Origin of the sequence: Duganella hordei, from assembly GCF_040369125.1 — a bacterium.
Lineage (GTDB): Bacteria > Pseudomonadota > Gammaproteobacteria > Burkholderiales > Burkholderiaceae_D > Rugamonas > Rugamonas hordei.
Genome location: NZ_BPWI01000013.1, coordinates 51369 through 70065, shown reverse-complemented (window position 1 = coordinate 70065; position 18697 = coordinate 51369). Strand labels below are relative to the sequence as shown.

Annotated in this window: 13 protein-coding genes; 9 read left to right on the top strand and 4 right to left on the bottom strand. The window is 67.3% G+C overall.

From position 1 onward, the window contains the following. Positions 1-5: 5 nt before the first annotated feature. The 5 genes from ABWW33_RS24620 to ABWW33_RS24600 all read left to right on the top strand — a co-directional run bounded on the left by ABWW33_RS24620 (position 6) and on the right by ABWW33_RS24600 (position 8676). Positions 6-1517 (top strand): tryptophan halogenase family protein, encoded by a 1512-nt coding sequence (locus ABWW33_RS24620; RefSeq protein WP_176655425.1) that lies wholly within the window; start codon positions 6-8, stop codon positions 1515-1517. A gap of 185 nt (positions 1518-1702) precedes the next feature. Next, on the top strand, positions 1703-4843 hold the full coding sequence (pulA, locus tag ABWW33_RS24615; RefSeq protein WP_353404132.1) for a pullulanase-type alpha-1,6-glucosidase: 3141 nt from the start codon (positions 1703-1705) through the stop codon (positions 4841-4843). Positions 4844-5024: 181 nt separating this feature from the next. Continuing rightward, positions 5025-5612: a hypothetical protein gene (locus ABWW33_RS24610; RefSeq protein ID WP_353404131.1), complete on the top strand. Its 588-nt coding sequence runs from the start codon at positions 5025-5027 to the stop codon at positions 5610-5612. A gap of 130 nt (positions 5613-5742) precedes the next feature. Continuing rightward, complete coding sequence (locus ABWW33_RS24605) at positions 5743-6030, top strand: PsiF family protein (protein WP_176655422.1); 288 nt, start codon at positions 5743-5745, stop codon at positions 6028-6030. A gap of 207 nt (positions 6031-6237) precedes the next feature. Continuing rightward, positions 6238-8676, top strand: a complete 2439-nt coding sequence (locus ABWW33_RS24600; RefSeq protein ID WP_353404130.1) for a chemotaxis protein CheW — start codon at positions 6238-6240, stop codon at positions 8674-8676. Here ABWW33_RS24600 and ABWW33_RS24595 read toward each other — a convergent pair whose 3' ends face one another. After that, a complete protein-coding gene (locus tag ABWW33_RS24595) occupies positions 8677-9978 on the bottom strand; it encodes an MFS transporter (RefSeq protein WP_353404129.1) in 1302 nt (433 codons plus the stop codon). It abuts the gene before it with no gap. A 189-nt stretch (positions 9979-10167) separates the two neighbouring features. Between ABWW33_RS24595 and ABWW33_RS24590 the strand changes: the two genes are divergently transcribed. The 3 genes from ABWW33_RS24590 to ABWW33_RS24580 all read left to right on the top strand — a co-directional run bounded on the left by ABWW33_RS24590 (position 10168) and on the right by ABWW33_RS24580 (position 14758). After that, positions 10168-10800: a GIN domain-containing protein gene (locus ABWW33_RS24590; protein WP_353404128.1), complete on the top strand. Its 633-nt coding sequence runs from the start codon at positions 10168-10170 to the stop codon at positions 10798-10800. A gap of 90 nt (positions 10801-10890) precedes the next feature. After that, positions 10891-13218 carry a putative bifunctional diguanylate cyclase/phosphodiesterase gene (locus tag ABWW33_RS24585; protein ID WP_353404127.1) on the top strand — a complete coding sequence of 776 codons (2328 nt, stop codon included), beginning with the start codon at positions 10891-10893 and terminating at the stop codon, positions 13216-13218. 40 nt (positions 13219-13258) lie between these two features. Continuing rightward, positions 13259-14758: a methyl-accepting chemotaxis protein gene (locus ABWW33_RS24580; protein WP_176655417.1), complete on the top strand. Its 1500-nt coding sequence runs from the start codon at positions 13259-13261 to the stop codon at positions 14756-14758. Here ABWW33_RS24580 and ABWW33_RS24575 read toward each other — a convergent pair. Together ABWW33_RS24575 and ABWW33_RS24570 are read right to left on the bottom strand one after the other, a co-directional pair. Continuing rightward, the gene (locus ABWW33_RS24575; protein ID WP_353404125.1) at positions 14723-16231 is read right to left on the bottom strand and encodes a flavin-containing monooxygenase; all 1509 of its coding nucleotides are present in this window, start codon (positions 16229-16231) and stop codon (positions 14723-14725) included. The genes ABWW33_RS24580 and ABWW33_RS24575 overlap by 36 nt on opposite strands. A gap of 45 nt (positions 16232-16276) precedes the next feature. Further along, positions 16277-17155, bottom strand: a complete 879-nt coding sequence (locus ABWW33_RS24570; protein ID WP_353404124.1) for a head GIN domain-containing protein — start codon at positions 17153-17155, stop codon at positions 16277-16279. Between the two features lie 127 nt (positions 17156-17282). On the opposite strand from ABWW33_RS24570, the gene ABWW33_RS24565 reads away from it, so the two are divergent. Next, positions 17283-17648: a nucleotide pyrophosphohydrolase gene (locus tag ABWW33_RS24565; protein ID WP_353404123.1), complete on the top strand. Its 366-nt coding sequence runs from the start codon at positions 17283-17285 to the stop codon at positions 17646-17648. Here ABWW33_RS24565 and ABWW33_RS24560 read toward each other — a convergent pair. After that, positions 17645-18568 carry an alpha/beta hydrolase family protein gene (locus ABWW33_RS24560; protein WP_353404122.1) on the bottom strand — a complete coding sequence of 308 codons (924 nt, stop codon included), beginning with the start codon at positions 18566-18568 and terminating at the stop codon, positions 17645-17647. The two genes, ABWW33_RS24565 and ABWW33_RS24560, sit on opposite strands and share 4 nt — an antisense overlap. Positions 18569-18697 lie beyond the last annotated feature (129 nt).

The following is an 18697-nucleotide window of genomic DNA, read 5'->3' as shown; positions in this document are numbered from 1 at the left end:
AATCCATGCGTGACCCGAACAATCGCCAACCCGTGCGCCGCGTCGTCATCTGCGGCGGCGGCACCGCCGGCTGGATGGCCGCCGCCGGCATCTCCAAGGTGCTGGGCAAGCTGCTCGACATCAAACTGATCGAATCCGACGAGATCGGCACGGTCGGCGTCGGCGAGGCCACCATCCCGACCTTGATGAACTTCCACAACCTGCTTGAACTCAACGAGCAGGAATTCATGGCCGAGACCCAGGCCACCTTCAAGCTGGGCATCGGCTTCGAAAGCTGGCGCGACGTCAAGCAGGACTATATCCACTCCTTCGGCACCACCGGCACCGACCACTGGACGGCCGGCTTCCAGCATTTCTGGCACAAGGGCGTCGAGCGCGGCCTGGCCGGCGACTACGGCGACTACTGCCTGGAGCTGAAGGCCTCGCTGGAAAGCCGCTTTGCCCACCTGCCCAACCAGGGCATGAACTACGCCTACCACCTCGATGCCGGCCGCTACGCCAAATACCTGCGCCGCTTCAGCGAACCGAAGGGCGTGCAGCGCATCGAAGGCAAGATCGTGCGCTACACCAAGCACGCGGACAGCGGCGACGTGCGCTCGGTGGTGCTGGAATCGGGCCAGGAAATCGAAGGCGACCTGTTCATCGACTGCACCGGCTTCCGCGGCATGCTGATCGGCGAGGCCATGGAAGAGCCGCTGGAGGACTGGTCGCGCTGGCTGTTCTGCGACCGCGCCATCGCCGTGCAGACCGAGTCGGTGGGCGACGCCATACCGCTGACGCGCTCGATGGCGCACCAGGCCGGCTGGCAGTGGCGCATTCCGCTGCAACACCGCGTGGGCAACGGCATCGTGTATTCCAGCCGCTACCTCGACGACGAGACGGCCATGAAGCAGTTGCTGGGCAACGTGGCCGGCAAGACCCTGATCACGCCGCGCGTGATCAAGTTCAAGCCCTGCCAGCGCCGCCAGACGTGGAAGGGCAACGTGGTGGCCGTCGGCCTGGCCAGCGGCTTCCTGGAGCCGATCGAGTCGACCAGCATCCACCTGATCCAGCGCGCCGTGATCCGGCTGATGCAGACCTTCCCGGCCGACGGCATCAGCCAGCACGACATCGACGAGTTCAACAACCAGTGCAACAGCGAGATCGACCACATCCGCGACTTCATCATCCTGCACTACCACGTCAACAACCGCACCGACTCGCAGTTCTGGATCGACGCGCGCGAGATGAGCATCCCGGCCTCGCTGCAGCACCGCATCGACCTGTTCCGCGAGACGGGCCGCGTGTTCCGCATCTCGAACGAGCTGTTCGCGGAGAACTCGTGGATCCAGGTGATGCTGGGCCAAGGCATCATGCCGCGCACCCACCACCAGACCGCCGACCTGATGAGCGACCAGGAGCTCAAGGGCTTCCTCGGCAGCATCAAGTCCGCCGTCGACCGCACGGTGGTGCAGCTGCCGACGCACGAAGCCTACGTGCAGCGCTATTGCGGCCGCTCTGAAGGCAAGGCCGCCTGACCGCTCGCAACACCAGCGGCAAGCGCAAAACGCCACCTCCGGGTGGCGTTTTTTTTGCCTGTGCACGCCACGCAACACCCGATTGAAATATTTGTCTTTGCGCTATTTTTTAAGTAGTAATATTACAAACCCATCCATCCCGCAGAGGATAGGAGGTTAATACCTATAAAACACAGGAGACGAGCATGGAATTGCGCTGTAGTTTAGTTTCACATCTGAAAGTCATGGCTGCCGCCGGCATGCTGGCGGCCCTTGCCGCCTGCGGCGGCGGCGACACCCAGGGCGGCGCCGCGGCACCGGCCGCCAAGCTGCTCGGCGGCCGCGTCGTCATGGCCGCGGCCACCCCGGTCGCCGCCGGCAGCATCCGCATGCACTACCACCGCGCCCAGAACGACGCCAGCCAGTGGGGCGTCTATTCGTGGGACGGCCCGCTCAATCCGAGCCCGGCCTGGATCAGCGGCCGCTTCATGATGACCCAGAGCGACGACTTCGGCGGCTACGTCGACATCCCCGTCGACACGGGCAAGTCGGCGATCTGGTTCCTGGTCACCGACGGCAGCGGCAACAAGAATTGCGGCAACGACCAGTCGGCCGGCTTCAACGCCAACATCGGCAGCGCCGGCCAGGAAGTGTGGATGCTGGAAGCGGACTGCACCGTCTACAGCACGCAGCCGGCCCTCACCTTCGGCAACCTGAACAACGCCAGCGCGCACTGGCTGGCCGCCGACACGCTGGCCTGGCCGGGCGTGCCCGCCGGCGGCGCCAGCTACAAGCTGTACTACGCGGCCAACGGCGGCCTCGGCTCCGGCGTGGCCGGCGTCAGCGGCGCCGACGGCAGCATCGCGCTGACCGCCGCCGCCCTGCCGGCCGCGCTGCGGCAAAAGTATCCGCACCTGGCCGGCGCCACCGCGCTGACCATGTCCGCCGCGGACGCGGCCGGCATCGCGGCCAAGGCCAGCGGCCAGTTCGCCGTGGCCCAGTTCGACGCCGCCGGCAAGCTGCTGCAGGTGACGTCGCTGCAGATGAGCGGCATGCTCGACAGCGTGTTTGCCGGCGCCGCCGCCAACGCCACGCTGGGCGTCAGCTTCGAGCGCAACGGCGCGCCGACCTTCCGCGTGTGGGCGCCCACCGCCAAGTCGGTCAGCCTCAACCTGTATCCGGACGCCACCAGCGCCAGCACCGTCACCCGCGCGATGACCAGGAACGCCGCCAGCGGCGTGTGGAGCTACACCGCGCCGGACGCGAGCTGGGTCAACCGCTACTACTACACCTACAACGTGCAGGTGCTGTCGCGCTGGGCCGGCAACACGCTGGTGAGCAACACGGTGACCGATCCCTATTCGCTGAGCCTGAACGCCAACAGCCAGCGCAGCTTCGTCGCCAACCTCGACAGCCGCGCGCTGAAGCCGGACGGCTGGGACCACCATTCGGTGCCGCGCCTCGACAGCCCGACCGACATCGCCCTGTACGAACTGCACATCCGCGATTTCAGCGTCGGCGACGCCACCGTGCCGGCCGCGCACCGCGGCAAATACCTGGCCTTCACCGACGAGCGCTCGAACGGCATGCGCCACCTGCGCGCCATGCAGCAGTCCGGCCTGACCCACGTCCACCTGCTGCCGACCTTCGACATCGCCAGCGTCAACGAGGCCGGCTGCACCACGCCGGTGATCCCGAACGCCGCCGCCAACGCGCCCGACCAGCAGGCGGCGGTGGAAGCGGCGCGCGGCACCGACTGCTTCAACTGGGGCTACGATCCGGTGCACTACACGGCGCCGGAAGGCAGCTACTCGTCCAACGCCAACGACGGCGCGGTGCGCGTGCGCGAGTTCCGCGCCATGGTGCAGGGCCTGCATGAACAAGGCCTGCGCGTGACGATGGACGTGGTCTACAACCACACCAGCGCCTCGCAGCAGGGACCGCTGTCGGTGCTGGACAAGATCGTGCCGACCTACTACTACCGCCTCAACGCGGGCGGCGGCATCACCAACGACAGCTGCTGCGCCGACACCGCGGCGGAGAACGCCATGATGGCCAAGCTGATGATCGATTCCGTCAGCACCTGGGCGCGCGACTACCAGGTCGACAGCTTCCGCTTCGACATCATGGGCTTCACGCCGCTGGCGGTGATGAAGCAGCTGCAGGCTGCCGTCAACAAGGCGGCCGGCCGCGACATCTACCTGTACGGCGAAGCGTGGAACTTCGGCGCCGTCGGCAACGACACCCGCTTCGTGCAGGCGCGCCAGGCCAATATGTACGGCAGCGGCATCGGCTCCTTCAACGACCGCCTGCGCGACACCATCCGCGGCGGCGGCTGCTGCGACAGCGGCGCCAGCCTGATCAGCCAGCAGGGCTTCATCAACGGCGTGTTCTACGATCCGAACGCGCAATCGACGCAGACGAAGGACGACCTGCTGCGCCTGGGCGACCTGGTCAAGGTGGGGCTGTCCGGCACCCTGCGCGACTACAGCTTCACCGACCGCACCGGCACCTTGCGCAAGAACTCGGAGATCGATTACTTTGGCCAGCAGGCCGGCTTCACCGCCCAGCCTTCGGAGACCATCAACTACATCGAGGCGCACGACAACCAGACCTTGTTCGACCTGAACGCCTACAAGCTGCCGCAAGCGACCAGCCTGGCCGACCGCGTGCGCGTGCAGAACCTGGGCGCGGCGATCAACGTGCTGGCGCAGGGGATACCGTTCATCCACGCCGGCCAGGAAATCCTGCGCTCGAAGTCGATGGACCGCGACAGCTACGACGCCGGCGACTGGTTCAACAAGCTCGATTACAGCTACCAGTCGAACAATTTCGGCGTCGGCCTGCCGCTGGCGGCGGTCAACCAGGACAACTGGCCGCTGATGTCGCCGATTTTGGCCAACGCGCTGATCAAGCCGGACAGCGCCGCCATCGTCAGCGCGCGCGACACCATGAACGACCTGCTGGCGATCCGCCAGGACAGCTCGCTGTTCCGCCTGCGCACGGCGAAGGACGTGTCGGATCGGCTGCGCTTCCACAACACCGGGCCGCAGCAGGTGCCTGGCCTGATCGTCATGAGCATCGACGGCCAGCATCCGCAGCGCTACGCCGGCGCGAAGTACAAGTCGGTGGTCGCGCTGTTCAACGTCGACAAGGTGGCCAAGACGATCGCCGTGCCTGAACTGGCGGGCCGCAAGCTGAGGGTGCACAAGGTGCAGCGCAAGTCCGGCAGCGACACGCTGGCCCGCACCGCCACCTACGCCAGCGCCACCGGCAGCTTCACGATCCCGCCGCGCAGCACCGTGGTATTCGTTGAAAAAGGCTCGCACGAAAACGAGGACGACTAAAACACCCCCCCTTGCGTGCAGGATACGCATAGGGGGTAGTCGCTACAAGTGCGTGTGGTAAACGGCCTCCATCCGCCCCTCTTTTCTTCTCATTTCCCTTATTTCTCCTCTCTTTTTGAACTTCCTCCAAAATTGGAGGTCTAAAGAGAGGACGAGAGAAGAAAAGAGAGGAGAAACGCGTATGTTTACCACACTGAGTGTGCAGCTTCCTACCGATACCCTGCTCCGCCTCGTCGAGCGCCTGAAGAATCGCGGCGGATCGCAGGACCTGTCGGAAGCGATTACCGGTGCCGTCGAATCCTGGCTCGATGGATGCAGCGACAGCAGCCATGCGCAGGACGGCTTCGGCGCGAGGGGCTATCAATGGAAGTCGCTGTTTCTTCCCGAGGGCACCATCTTGCGGTCTTGGAGCTACGGCGAGCATAACTATGCCCGCGTGGAAGGCGACGAGATCATCCATGAGGGCAAAGCCGTGTCGCCAAACCGGTTCGCGCGTTCGTTCGCGCGCACCACGCGCAACGCCTGGTTTGATCTATCGGTTCGTCGCCCCGGCGAAAAGCACTTCAAGATGGCATCGCTGCTGCGAAAGGAGCTGGCTGCGCAGGCGCGCGGCGCGCCTCCGGTCATAGCTCCTGTTGCCGCGATAGCGGAAGCACCGCACGCCGACACCGCACCATCTGCGCGGCCGGCGAAGCCAGATTTCGATCCGGGATGGGATCTCCCCGAGCGGCGAAGATTCCGTTACCGCGCCGAAGACATCGCATTCTGATTTTCGATACCTCGCCGTAACTTGCCGGCCCTTGATAAAGAATGGCCGGCCGTTGCCAAGTCAGTTATAGTAATCATGTGGCAAGCAGCCATGCCGCGCCTACCGTCATTCGACTTCCGAGGAATTGAAAATGAAAAAACTGTTCGTTGCCAGTCTGATCCTGTCCCTGAGTGGCGCCGTGTTTGCCGCCGAGCCGACCGCCCAGCAGAGCAAGATGAAAACCTGTAATGCCGACGCCACCGGCAAGAAAGGCGATGAGCGCAAAGCCTTCATGAAGGAATGCCTGAGCGCCAAGGCCGAAGCACCGGCGCCGAAGGTGACCCAGCAGGAGAAGATGAAAAAATGTAATGCCGACGCCACCGGCAAAAAAGGCGATGAGCGCAAGGCCTTCATGAAGGAATGCCTGAGCAACAAATAAGCACCAGCCGCCGCCACCAACGCCATCCCTGTGATGGCGTTTTTTATTGGCGTCGAGTATTTCCCATGGCACATTAATTGCTTTAAATATATTCTTTGTGATTAACTCAAGGTGATGACCCCTAACCAAGAAGCCAGCTCGGACGTCTTCCTACCCCATATGTCCGATGTTGCCCGTTGCGAGCTGTCGCTGCGGGAATTGAATCAGATGTGGAGACTTATCGAGTCCTCCGCGAAGATGAACTGCCCCGCCGAAGCCCGCCTGCTGCTGCCGGCCATGGTGGCCACCCGCACCGGATTCGCGCACCTGGAACGTGCACTGGTGGCCAATCTGGTGCAGGAAAAGGTGCGCCACGTGCTGGCCAACCTGGGCACCCAGGCGCGCTACGCGATCGACATCCTGGTGCGCAACCTGTACGAGCGCACCGCCGATGTCGGCTTTCTCGCCACCGACGTCGACCTGTGCCGCTTTGTCGCCGGCCTCGATGGCGACCAGGCCCAGGCCAGCCAACGCCTGTCCAGCTATCGCGACAAGTACACCGTCTACGACCAGATCCTGCTGCTGGACCTGGAAGGCCGCGTGCTGGTGCAGGCCGATCCCGCGATTCCGGTCGCTCGCAGCCACGATCCTCTGCTGGCGCAGACGCTGGAGGCGCCCGGCTACGTCGAAACCTTCCGCGCCACCGATCTGCGTCCCGGCAAGCCGCGCGCGCTGGTGTATTCGCACCGCATGCTGCGCCCGGAGACCGGCGAGCCTGCCGGCGTGCTGTGCCTGTGCTTCAATTTCGAGCAGGAGATGGAGGCCATCTTCGACGCCTACCGCGATCCCTCGCAGCGCGCCAACATGCTGCTGCTCGACGCGCAGGACCGCGTCATCGCCAGCGCCGATCCCCTGTGGATACCGGCCGGCGTCAAGGTCCCGACCAATGAGCAAGGCGCGCCGCAGCCGCTGATGTTCGGCGGCCGCGAATACCTGGTGCGCACCTTCGGCTCCGCCGGCTACCAGGGCTATCCCGGCCCGGCCGGCTGGAAAGGCCAGCTGATGATACCGCTGGAGCTGGCGTTCCACAGCCACGGCGGCAACGCGCTGGCCGGCGTGCCGCCGCAGCTGATCCAGGGCCTGCTGTCGCATGCCGAGAGTTTCAGCCCCACGCTGCACGAGTTGATGAGCGCCGTCACGCGTACCACCCGCACCATCGAGCGCATCGTCTGGAACGGCAAGGTCACCAGCGCCGCCAGCGGCGGCGATGGCGGCGGCGCCGGCAAACTCAATACGGTGCTGGACCAGATCACCGAAACCGGCGAACGCAGCGACGAGCTGTTCTCGCATTCGATCCAGGACCTGTACCAGACCGTGCTCTCCGCCAGCCTGAGCGAGGCGGAACTGACCTCGCAGCTGCTGGTCGACATGCTGGACCGTAACTTGTACGAGCGCGCCAATGACTGCCGCTGGTGGGCCTTGACGGCGCAGCTGCGGCGCGGCCTGGCGCAGCCGTCGGCGGCGCAGACCGCCGCCATGGGCCAGGTGCTGGCCTACATCAACAGCCTGTACACCGTGTATGCGCGGCTGTTCGTCTACGACCGCAACGGCCGCATCGTCGCCAGCACCGGCAGCCAGGACGCCATTGGCACCGTCATCGACGGCGCCACGCTGGGCCGCGTGTGCGCGCTGCGCGGCGAACTGGATCACTATCCGCAGCCGTTCGCGCCGTCGGCGCTGTATGGCGGCGAACCGGCCTTCGTCTACCACGCGGCGATCCGCCATCCGGACCAGCCGGCGACAGTGGTCGGCGGCATCGGCGTCGTGTTCGACACCGGGCCGGAGCTGCACAATATGTTGCTCAGCGGCGTGGCGGCGCGCGCCAACATGCAAGCCTTCTTCGTCACGCCCGGCGGCCGCGTGCTGGCCGGCAGCGACCCGGCCTGCGCGCCGGGCAGCCAGCTCGATCTCGATCCGTCGCTGTTGGCGGCGGCCGACGCCAACGCCGGCGCCAGCGTCTCGCGCATCATGGCGCACAACGGCCAGTACGTGATCGCCGCCTGCACCCGGGCGGCGGGCTACCGCGAATTCCGCGCCGCCGACGGCGTCGAGGAACCGGTGCTGGCGGTGCTGCTGGAATCGTTCGGCCCGGTGCGCGACGGCCAGCAGGCCGCGCCCGCGGCGCGCATCGAGCGCCGCGGCGACACCGGCCCGGACTTCGCCATCTTCTATGCCGGCGGCACGCTGATGGCGCTGGCGGCCGCGCGGATACAGGAGGCGGTGCCGTTCGCCAGGGTGCAGCGGACCAGCAGCGGCGGCCATCCGGCCCGCGTCGGCATGCTCGATGTGCCGCTGGCCGGCGGCGAAAAGCACTTTGTCTGGGTGTTCGACCTGGCGCTGCTGGTCAGCGGCCGGCCCGGCGCCGTCACCGGCGACAGCCAGGTGATGCTGGTGCGCCTGGGTGGCAGCACCATCGGCCTGATGGTCGACGATCTGCATTCGGTGCAGCGCTTCGACGAAACAGACATGACCGGATCGCCGCTGGGCTCGGGCGACGCCGCGCTGGCGCCGCGCCTGATCAAGGCCAACCAGGGCGACCTGCTGATACAGGAGATCGATATCGAGCGGCTGTTCGCGCGCCTGCGGACAGGCGCGCAGGCCGGCTAGCTAGGCGGCGGCGCCGGCGGCGTGGCGCTGCTGGCGCTGCTGACGGCGGTACAGCAGCAGCGTGGCGCACAGGCCGCAGACGGCGGCAAACGTCAGCCACCAGCCGGGCGCGCTCTTGTCGCCGGTATATTCGATCAGGCCGGTGGCGATGGCCGGCGTGAAGCCGCCGAACACCGCCGTCGCCAGGCTGTAGGCCAGCGAGAAGCCGACCGTGCGCACCTCCACCGGCATCACCTCGGTCAGCGCCACCACCATCGCGCCGTTGTAGCTGGCGTACAGGAAGGACAGCCACAGTTCCACACCCAGCATGCGGCCGAAGCTGGGCGACTGCACCAGCCAGTGCAGCGCCGGATAGGCGGTGAAGATGGCCAGCACGGTAAAGCAGATCAGCAGCGGACGGCGGCCGACGCGGTCCGACAGCGAGCCCATCACCGGCAGCCAGAAGAAGTTGGAGAGGCCGACGAACAAGGTCACCATCAGCGCGTCGCTGGTGCTCAGGTGCAGCACGTTCTTGCCGAAGGTCGGCGTGTAGACGGTGATCAGGTAGAACGACACGGTGGTCATCGCCACCAGCATCATGCCGGAGATGACCAGCGCCCAGTTGTTGAGCATGGACTGGAAGATCTCCTTCAGTTCCGGCCGGTGCTTGCGCGCCTTGAATTCCTCGGTCTCCTGCAGCGAGCGGCGGATCACGAACAGCACCGGCACGATCAGGCAGCCGACGAAGAACGGGATGCGCCAGCCCCAGGCGCCCACCTCGGCCGGCGACAGCCACTGGTTCAGCGCATAGCCCAGCGCCGCGGCGGCGACGATGGCCACCTGCTGGCTGGCCGACTGCCAGCTGACGTAGAAGCCCTTGCGCCCCGGCGTGGCCATCTCGGCCAGGTACACCGACACGCCGCCCAGCTCGACGCCCGCCGAAAAGCCCTGCAGCAGGCGGCCGGTCAGCACCAGCGCCGGCGCCAGGTAGCCGATGCTGGCGAAGCCGGGCACGCAGGCGATCAGCAGGGTGCCCAGCGCCATCAGCGCCAGGGTGACGATCAGACCCTGGCGGCGGCCGACGCGGTCGACGTAGGCGCCGAGGATGATCGCGCCCAGCGGCCGCATCAAGAAGCCGGCGCCGAAGGTCATGAAGGTCATCATCAGCGAGGCCACTTCGTCGCCGCTGGGGAAGAAGGCCTTGGCGATGGCGTTGGCGTAAAAGCCGAACAGGAAGAAGTCGAACATCTCCATGAAGTTGCCGCTGACGACGCGGAACACGGTGCTGAAGCGGGACTGGCGGGGCTGGCTGGCGGTGGTCATGATGAACTCTGCGGAGAAAACAGTGCGTCGATGATACGCCGCTTTCCTTTCATTTGCCCTTCAGCGAGAACGTAGCCCCCGCGCAACACAACCCCGGATTTTTGCAGTTCGTCGCAAACTTGTCGGCAGCCGCGGCCAAGTTCAGTAAAATCAATCTTGTCAAATTTGATAACTCAACAAGGAATCGCCATGCGCCGTACCGTTGCCGCCACACTGACCGCCACCCTGTTTGCGCTGAGCGCCTCCGCGCTGGCCGCCGAATCGACCCGCGCCGTGCCGTCGTTCATCGCCGTCAACGCCAAGGGCGCCTTCGCCATGACGGTGGAAGTGGGCAAGACGCAGTCGGTGCTCGTCAGCGGCGACGACAAGTTCGTCGGCTCGCTGAAGACCGAGGTGGTCGACAACGAACTGCTGATCACCATGCCGGAGAAGATCAACCACTCCAGCAAGAGCGATCCGCGCATCACCATCACGGTGCCGTCGCTGAGCCGGGTCAAGGTCGAGGGCGCCGGCGAGACCATCATCAACAACGTCAAGACCGACCGCCTCGACATCGGCTACCTGGGCGCCGGCCATCTGGTCGCCAACGGCAAGGTCAAGTACCTGCGCATCAACGCCAAGGGCGTCGGCGAGGTCGATACCAAGTCGCTAGTTGCCGAGCGGGTCGACGTCAACTTCGAGGGCGTGGGCCACGTCAGCGTGCACGCCACCGACCTGCTGAACGCGGTGGCCAAGGGCATGGGCGAGCTCGACTACTACGGCCATCCGAAGACCGTCAACAAGTCCGTGGCCGGCATCGGCAGCGTCAACGCCAAGGACTAAACTGCCCTGCTGACACAGCCTGCGATTGCGGTTACTATCAGATAAACAACAGATAGCAACCAACCGCAACGCATTCCGGAGGCTGCAACGGTGGCTGTGCCGAACGACATCGCGCACTGGCGCGCGCAAATCTTTGCGAAGCTGCTGCTGGTGGTGTTCCTGCTCGGATCAGCCACCGCCATTCCCAGCGTGCTGCTGGCCGCCAGCGAGGGCCTGTGGTCGATCGTCGTCATCGACATCGTCGCGCTGGCCTGGCTGGCCGCCATCTGGCGCCTGCGGCGCATCGCCTACACCGTCCGCGTCGTCAACTTCCTGGCCGTCGCCTTCATCGTCGGCATCGCCCTGCTGCTCAAGGTCGGGCCGGTCAGCCAGATCTACCTGATGGCCATCCCGGTGCTGGCCGCGCTGCTGCTGGGCCTGCGCCCCGCGCTGTGGACGCTGGCGCTCACCGGGCTGGCGGTGATGGTGCTGGGCTTCGAGGAAAACTCCACGCTGCACATCGCCGGCATGCCCGACCACGGCTTCCTCAAGGCCGCCATCATCACGCTCAACTTCCTGTTCATGACCTCGGTGCTGACCCTGTCCTGCGCGGTGCTGCTGCAGCACCTGGCGCGCTCGCTCGATGAATTGAGCAACACCGCCGGCGCGCTGGAACGGCGACAGGCGCAGTTGTCGGCGCTGAACGCCGAGCTGCGCCTGACCTCGGCCGCCGTCTCGCGCCTGAACGACATGGTGATGATCGCCGAGGTGGGCCGCGACGACGGCACCGCCGCCGGCGAGCAGCACATCATCTTCGTCAACGAAGCCTTCGAGCGCCGCACCGGCTACCGCCGCGACGAGGTGCTCGGCTGCAGCCTGCGCATGCTGCGCGGGCCGGACACCGAAGCGGAGGCGGTCGCGCGCATCGAGCGGGCCATGGCGCGCAGCGAGACGGTGCGCGCCGAGCTGCTGAACTACACCAAGGGCGGCGAGCCGTACTGGGTGGAGACGGAGCTGGTGCCGTTCGCCGGCGAGGGCGGCGTCAACACGCACTGGGTGGCGGTCGAGCGCGACATCACGGAGCGCAAGAAATCGCAGGACGACATCCACCGCCTGGCCTTCTTCGACGTGCTGACCGGCCTGCCCAACCGCCGCCTGCTGATGGACCGCATCGACAAGCTGCTGGCCAGCTCCGAGCGCGGCGCCACCTTCAGCGCCGTGATGTTCATCGACCTGGACCGCTTCAAGACCATCAACGACGCGCGCGGCCACGCCACCGGCGACGCCCTGCTGCGCAACGCGGCGGCGCGCCTGGACCAGCTGATGCGCAAGGCCGACACCGTGGCCCGCATCGGCGGCGACGAATTCGTCGTGCTGCTGGCCCACCTGTCGGACGACCTGCCCGGCGCCACCCGCGCGGCGCGGGCCGTGGCTGAAAAAATCCGCGCCGCCATCGGCCGCGAATTCGAGATCGAAGGCCAGAGCTACAACTCCACCGCCAGCATCGGCGTGACCATGCTGCCGAAAAGCGGCCCGCAGTTTCCAGCCCAAACCGCGCACGACCTGCTGCGCGAGGCCGACACCGCGATGTACCGCGCCAAGTCGGAAGGCCGCAACGGCATCGCCTTCTTCGAGACCGCGATGCAGGCCGAGGTCGAACGGCGGCTGACCATGGAGCGCGACCTGGCGGCGGCGCTGGCGGCCGGCGGGCTGCAGATGCACGTGCAGGCCCAGGTCGACCGCGACGGCCGCGCCGTCGGCGGCGAGCTGCTGATGCGCTGGCAGCGGGCCGGCGGCGTCATGGTGCCGCCCAGTGTGTTCATCCCGGTGGCCGAGGAGTCGGGGCTGATCGTCGAACTGGGCGCGTGGGCGCTGCGCCAGGCCTGCGAGGCGGTGCTGGCGCTGCAGCGGGCCGGCCTGGCGATGCCGCTGTCGGTCAACGTCAGCCCGACGCAGTTCCGCCAAGCCGATTTCGTCGAGCTGGTGCAGCGCACGCTGGCCGAGACGGGCGTGCCGGCGGAGCTGCTGGTGCTGGAGGTGACCGAGGGCCTGCTGATCGACAAGATGGACGACACCATCGCCCGCATGCACCGGCTGGCGGCGCTCGGCCTGCGCTTTTCCATCGACGATTTCGGCACCGGCTATTCGAGCCTGGCCTACCTGAAAAAAATGCCGCTGTATGAGCTGAAGATAGACCGCAGCTTCATCATGGACACGCCCGAAGACGCCAACAGCCGCGCGCTGGTGCAGTCCATCCTGGCGATGGCCGGCCACCTGGGCCTGCGGGTGGTGGCCGAGGGCGTGGAGACGCAGGCCCAGGCCGACTTCCTGATCGCCCACGCCTGCAACTGCATGCAGGGCTATCTGTACGCGCGGCCGATGCCGCTGGCGGCGCTGATCGAACGATTGCAAGGCAACACGGCCGTGGCTGCCGCATAAGCCACTCACCACCACCACTCACTCATGGGGGAGTAAGCAAATGAAACTGAGCGTAGTACAAAAAATGACCGCACTGGGCGGCGCAGCGCTGGCCGGCATCGCGCTGCTGGCGGGCCTGAGCCAGTACCAGATGAACGAAGTCTACGAGGCCGCCAATTTCTCGACCGTCAATACGGTGCCCAGCCTGGTGGTGCTCGACAAGCTGCGCGACAGCTTCCTGCGCATGCGCGTCCGCGTCAGCCAGCACGTGCTCAACACCGACGAAAAGAAACTGGCGGAAATCGACGGCCAGGTCGCCGACATGCGCAAGGGCGTCGACGAGAACCTGAAAAAATACGAGGCGCTGCTGGCCGACGACAAGGACAAGGCGATCCTGGCGCGCGAGAGGGAATCCTGGGCCAAGGTGCAGCCGCAGATCGAGGCGGTGCTGGTCGAGTCGCGCCTCAACCACAACGACAAGGCGCGCGTGCTGCTCGAGCAGGCGCGCCCGGAAATCCAGCTGATGCAGGCGGCCATCGACAGCCACTTCGACTACAACGTCGACCTGGGCAAACAGGGCGCCGACGCGGCGGTGGCGCTGAAGCAGAAGGCGATGCGCAGCTCTATCATCATCTCGGTCTGCACGCTGGTGGTGGTGGCGCTGATCGCCGTGTTCATCACGCGCGTGCTGCTGCGCCAGCTGGGCGGCGAACCGGATTACGCTGCCGATATCGTCAACCGCGTGGCCTCCGGCGACCTGACGGTGCAGGTGCGCATCAAGCAGGGCGACACCAGCAGCCTTCTGGCGGCGATGAACACCATGGTCGGCAACCTGTCGCGCGTGGTCAGCGAGGTCAATGACGGCGCCGAGGCGCTGGCCAGCGCCTCGGAGGAAGTCAGCGCCACCGCGCAGTCGCTGTCGCAGGGCGCCAGCGAGCAGGCGGCGGCGGCCGAGGAATCGAGCGCCGCCATCGAGCAGATGTCGGCCTCGATCGCGCAGAACACGGAGAACGCCAAGGTCACCGACGGCATGGCCGGCAAGGCCGCGCAGGAAGCGGGCGAAGGCGGCGAGGCGGTGCGCTCGACGGTGGTGGCGATGCGCGAGATCGCCAAGAAGATCGGCATCATCGACGACATCGCCTACCAGACCAATCTGCTGGCGCTGAACGCGGCGATCGAGGCGGCGCGCGCCGGCGAGCATGGCAAGGGCTTCGCCGTGGTGGCGGCCGAGGTGCGCAAGCTGGCCGAGCGCAGCCAGGTGGCGGCGCAGGAGATCGAGCAGGTGGCCAGCGGCAGCGTCAACCTGGCCGAGAAGGCCGGCGCGCTGCTCGACACCATGCTGCCGAACATCAAGCGCACGTCGGACCTGGTGCAGGAGATCACGGCCGCGTCGGAGGAACAATCGACCGGCGCGGGCCAGATCAATTCCGCCATGAGCCAGTTGAGCCAGACCACCCAGATGAACGCCTCCAGCTCCGAACAGCTGGCCGCCACCGCCGAGGAGATGAGCGGCCAGGCCGAACAGCTACAGAGCTCGATGTCCTTCTTCAAGGTGCGCTGACGTGGCCAGGTAGGCCGGCGCGTCGAAGCGGCGCGTGATGCGCCGGTACTCGAAGGTGAAGCCCGGCCACAGCGCGCTGTTCCTGCCGCCGCTGGCGAGATACCAGCTGCGGCAGCCGGAGGCCCACGCCGTGCCCTTGAAGCGCGCCTGCAGCCGCTGGTTGTATTGGCGGCACACGTCGTCGCGCACCTCCAGCGCGCGCCAGCCCGCGCGCCGCCGCGCCAGCACCGCCTCGACGGCGTAGCGCACGCCCGATTCGATCATGTAGATCATCGAGTTGTGGCCCAGCCCCGTATTGGGGCCGGCGATCATGTACATATTGGGGAAGCCGGGCACGGTGGCGCCCTTGTAGGCGGCCAGCCCGCCGCGCGCGGCGTCGGCCAGCAGCGCGCCGCCGCGCCCGCGCACCGCCACCGCGCCCAGCGCATGCTCGACATCGAAACCGGTGGCGAAGATGATGGCGTCCACGGCGCGCTCGACGCCGTCGGCGCCGGCGATGCCGCGCGGCCGCACCGCGGCGATGCCGCAGGTGTGCAGGCCGACGTTGGCGCGCGCCAGCGCCGGATAGTAGTCGTTCGACAGCAGCATGCGCTTGCACCCCGGCCGGTAGGACGGCGCCAGCCTGGCGCGCAGCGCCGCGTCGTGCGGCAGCTGCCTGCGCAGGTGGCGGCGTCCCAGCCGCGCCGCCACGCCGGCCAGCCACGACGGTCCGGCAAAGACCAGGTAGCGCGACTCGTACTGCACATAGGTCAGCAGGCGATACAGCTTGCGCAGCGGCGGCAGGCGCCGCAGCAGCCAGCGCTCGGCGGCCGTGATGGCGCGGTCGGGGCGCGGCAACACCCATGGCGCGGTGCGCTGGTACAGGTCCAGTTGCGCCACCAGCGGCGCGATCTCCGGCACGAACTGGATCGCGCTGGCGCCGGTGCCGATCACCGCCACCCGCTTGCCGCGCAGGTCGTAGCCATGGTCCCACCGCGCCGAGTGGAACACCTTGCCGGCAAAGCTGTCCAGGCCCGGCAGGGCCGGCAGCGCGGCGCGCGACAGGCCGCCGGTGGCCAGCATCAGGTTGCGCGCGCTCAGTTCTCCGCGCGCGGTGCGCAGGCGCCAGCGGCCGCGCGCCTCGTCGTAGTCGGCCGCCAGCAGGCCGTGGCCCAGCCGCAAATGCGGCGCCAGGCCGTAGCGGCGGACGATGTCTTCCGCATAGGCCAGCAGCTCCGGCTGGCGCGGAAACTTGCGCGACCAGTCGGCGTTCTGCGCGAACGAGAAGGAATACAGATGGCTGGGGATGTCGCAGGCGGCGCCCGGGTAGCTGTTGACGCGCCAGGTGCCGCCGAACTCGGCGTTCTGCTCGAGGATGACGAAGTCGGCGATGCCCCGCTCCCTGAGCTTGATGCCCATGCAGAGGCCGGCGTAGCCGCTGCCGACTATCGCCACTTCGACGTCGGCGCCGTGGTCCGATTGATCGCTGTCCATCGGCCCACTTTACAAGCCGGGCCCTCCAGCGTCAACCGGCCGGGTTTATTGCATCACGCTGACGCGCTTGCCGCTGACGCTGCGCTGCGACGGGTTGCCGTACACGGTGACGTGGCCGGAGCCGGTGCTGTCGGCCACCAGCGACTGGCTGACAGTGGCCGACACGCTGCCCGAGCCGTGGGTGCTCAGTTCCGCGCTCTGGCTGGTCAGGCCGGCCAGGTCGGCGCTGCCCGAGCCGTACAGGCGCACGTTCATGGTCCGCACGTTGCCGCTGGCGTTGACGCCGCCGGAGCCGTGCAGGTCCAGGCTCAGCGAGTCGCCGCGCAGCCGGCCCAGGTCCAGCCGGCCGGAGCCGTTCAGGCTGGCGACGGCCGAACCGATTTCCAGGCCGGCCGCGTTGACGCTGCCGGAACCGTTCAGGCGCGCCTCCAGCTGGCTGACCGCGCCGGCCAGCTGCACCTGGCGCGAGCCGTTCTGGCTCAGGTTCAGCGCGCCGCCATTCAGGCCGCTGACCGCCAGCCGCCCGGAACCGTTGGAGCTGATCTGGCGCAGCTGCGGCGTGGTGTAGATCACCCGCAGCGGATTGCTGGAGCGGATGTTGCCCTCGACCCACACCCGCAGCGTGCCGCCGCTGGCGTCGGTCTTCAGCATCGGCAGCAGGTTGCTGTCGCCCTCGACCTGCAGCGACGGGGCGGAACCAACGCGCACTTCGACCTGCATCGGGCCGTTGATGTCGAGGCCGTCCGTGTTGCCGGCCTCGCGGCGCTCCACGGCGGCGACGCCGTTGCCCTCGACGGCGTTGCCGCCCCACGAGGTGTAGCGCGCGTTGCCGTTGCCGTCGTCCGGGACGACGATGACGGCGCAGCCGGCGAGCGTGGCGATGGCGAAGGCGGAGGTGACGGCGATGGCGATAACGGTGCGCATGATGGGAGGTCCCCGAAGTTATAGTGGGGCCACTGTAGCCGCCGGCGCCGGCGCGCGCCGGGCCGATGCGACAAACGGCAGAAAAACGGGGATGAAACGTCGAATCAGCGGTGCTACCATAGCGTCCATGACGACCTCTGCCCGCCCCGACAGCCTGACCGAATTGCGCGACCTGACCCGCCAGTTCTCCCGCGACCGCGACTGGGAGCAATTCCATACGCCGAAGAACCTGGCGATGGCGCTGTCGGTGGAGGTGGCCGAGCTGGCCGAGCATTTCCAGTGGCTGCAGACCGGCGCCGACGCCGAACTGGACGACGCCAAACGCACAGGCATCCGCCACGAGCTGGCGGACGTGCTGCTGTACCTGGTGCAGCTGGCCGACAAGACCGGCGTCGACCTGCGCGCCGCCGCGCTGGAAAAGATGGCGCTCAACGCGGCCAAGTACCCGGCCGCGCAGGTGCGCGGCGACGCCCGCAAATACACCGAATACTAAGTTCCAGCCAGGTTCTGGCGCGGCGCCATCCCCAGCGCCTTGCGGATCTCCGCCGACACGATGGCCCACGACGGCGACGTCGCCGCCACCTCGTCGTAATGGCTGCCGCCCGGCAGCAGCACCACTTCCGCCGCGTCGCCGGCCGCCCGCGCGCGGCGCGCGTAGTCGTGGCCCGCCCGCGGCGGCGAGACGGTATCGAACTCGCCGTGGATCAGCACCGTGCGCACGCCCGATGGCAGCATCTCCATCGGCGAGGTGTCGGCAAAGACGTCGGGCCGCGCGGCGCTCGGTGTGCCGGCCAGCTGCACCATGTCGCGGTCGCAGCTGGTCTTGATCAGCCGTTCCTCGTTGCGCAGGTCGGCCAGGCCGCCCAGGCTGATCACCACCGGCACCGGCAGCGGATCGGCCACGTATAGCGGGCTGGCGCGCGGCAGGCGCGCGCGCGACGCCGCCCATTGCGCCAGGTGGCCGCCGGCCGAATGGCCGACCAGCGCCACCCGCCGCAGGTCGAGCCGGTGCGCCGGCGCCACCGCGCGCAGGCGGTCCATCGCCGTGGCGACGTCGTGATACATGCCCGGATAGCCGCCGCCCTCTTCGTCGAAGCGGCGGTATTCGACGTTCCATACCGCGATGCCCTGCCTGATCAAATCGCCGGCCATGTTGCGCATCTGCGTGATGCCACCGAACTCCCTGGTCCAGCAGCCGCCGTGGACGATCACCGCGATAGGGAACGGGCCGTCGCCGGCCGGCTGGAACAGTTCCGCAAACTGCGACGGCGCCGCGCCGTAGGCCACGTGCAGGCTGGGTGCGGGGCCGGTCAGCGCCAGGTAGTCCTGCAGGGTCATCGGCGCTGCCGAGGCCGCGCCCACGCCGCCGGCGAGGGCCGCCGCCATCAGGCTCCCGCCCATTTTTTTCAGCATATTTTGTGCTCTCCCATGAAGCTGGTCGAACCAGACCGGCCAGAGACGAATGCTACACGCAAAGACCGGATCAAGACAAACGCCGAAAAAAAAGGCCATCCCGCAGGATGGCCTTGGCGCCGGGCCGCT

Coding starts and splice junctions, on each gene's coding strand:
- ABWW33_RS24620 (WP_176655425.1), top strand. CDS start 6: ATGCGTGACCCGAACAATCGCCAACCCGTGCGCCGCGTCGTCATCTGC.
- pulA (WP_353404132.1), top strand. CDS start 1,703: ATGGAATTGCGCTGTAGTTTAGTTTCACATCTGAAAGTCATGGCTGCC.
- ABWW33_RS24610 (WP_353404131.1), top strand. CDS start 5,025: ATGTTTACCACACTGAGTGTGCAGCTTCCTACCGATACCCTGCTCCGC.
- ABWW33_RS24605 (WP_176655422.1), top strand. CDS start 5,743: ATGAAAAAACTGTTCGTTGCCAGTCTGATCCTGTCCCTGAGTGGCGCC.
- ABWW33_RS24600 (WP_353404130.1), top strand. CDS start 6,238: ATGTGGAGACTTATCGAGTCCTCCGCGAAGATGAACTGCCCCGCCGAA.
- ABWW33_RS24595 (WP_353404129.1), bottom strand. CDS start 9,978: ATGACCACCGCCAGCCAGCCCCGCCAGTCCCGCTTCAGCACCGTGTTC.
- ABWW33_RS24590 (WP_353404128.1), top strand. CDS start 10,168: ATGCGCCGTACCGTTGCCGCCACACTGACCGCCACCCTGTTTGCGCTG.
- ABWW33_RS24580 (WP_176655417.1), top strand. CDS start 13,259: ATGAAACTGAGCGTAGTACAAAAAATGACCGCACTGGGCGGCGCAGCG.
- ABWW33_RS24575 (WP_353404125.1), bottom strand. CDS start 16,231: ATGGACAGCGATCAATCGGACCACGGCGCCGACGTCGAAGTGGCGATA.
- ABWW33_RS24570 (WP_353404124.1), bottom strand. CDS start 17,155: ATGCGCACCGTTATCGCCATCGCCGTCACCTCCGCCTTCGCCATCGCC.
- ABWW33_RS24565 (WP_353404123.1), top strand. CDS start 17,283: ATGACGACCTCTGCCCGCCCCGACAGCCTGACCGAATTGCGCGACCTG.
- ABWW33_RS24560 (WP_353404122.1), bottom strand. CDS start 18,568: ATGCTGAAAAAAATGGGCGGGAGCCTGATGGCGGCGGCCCTCGCCGGC.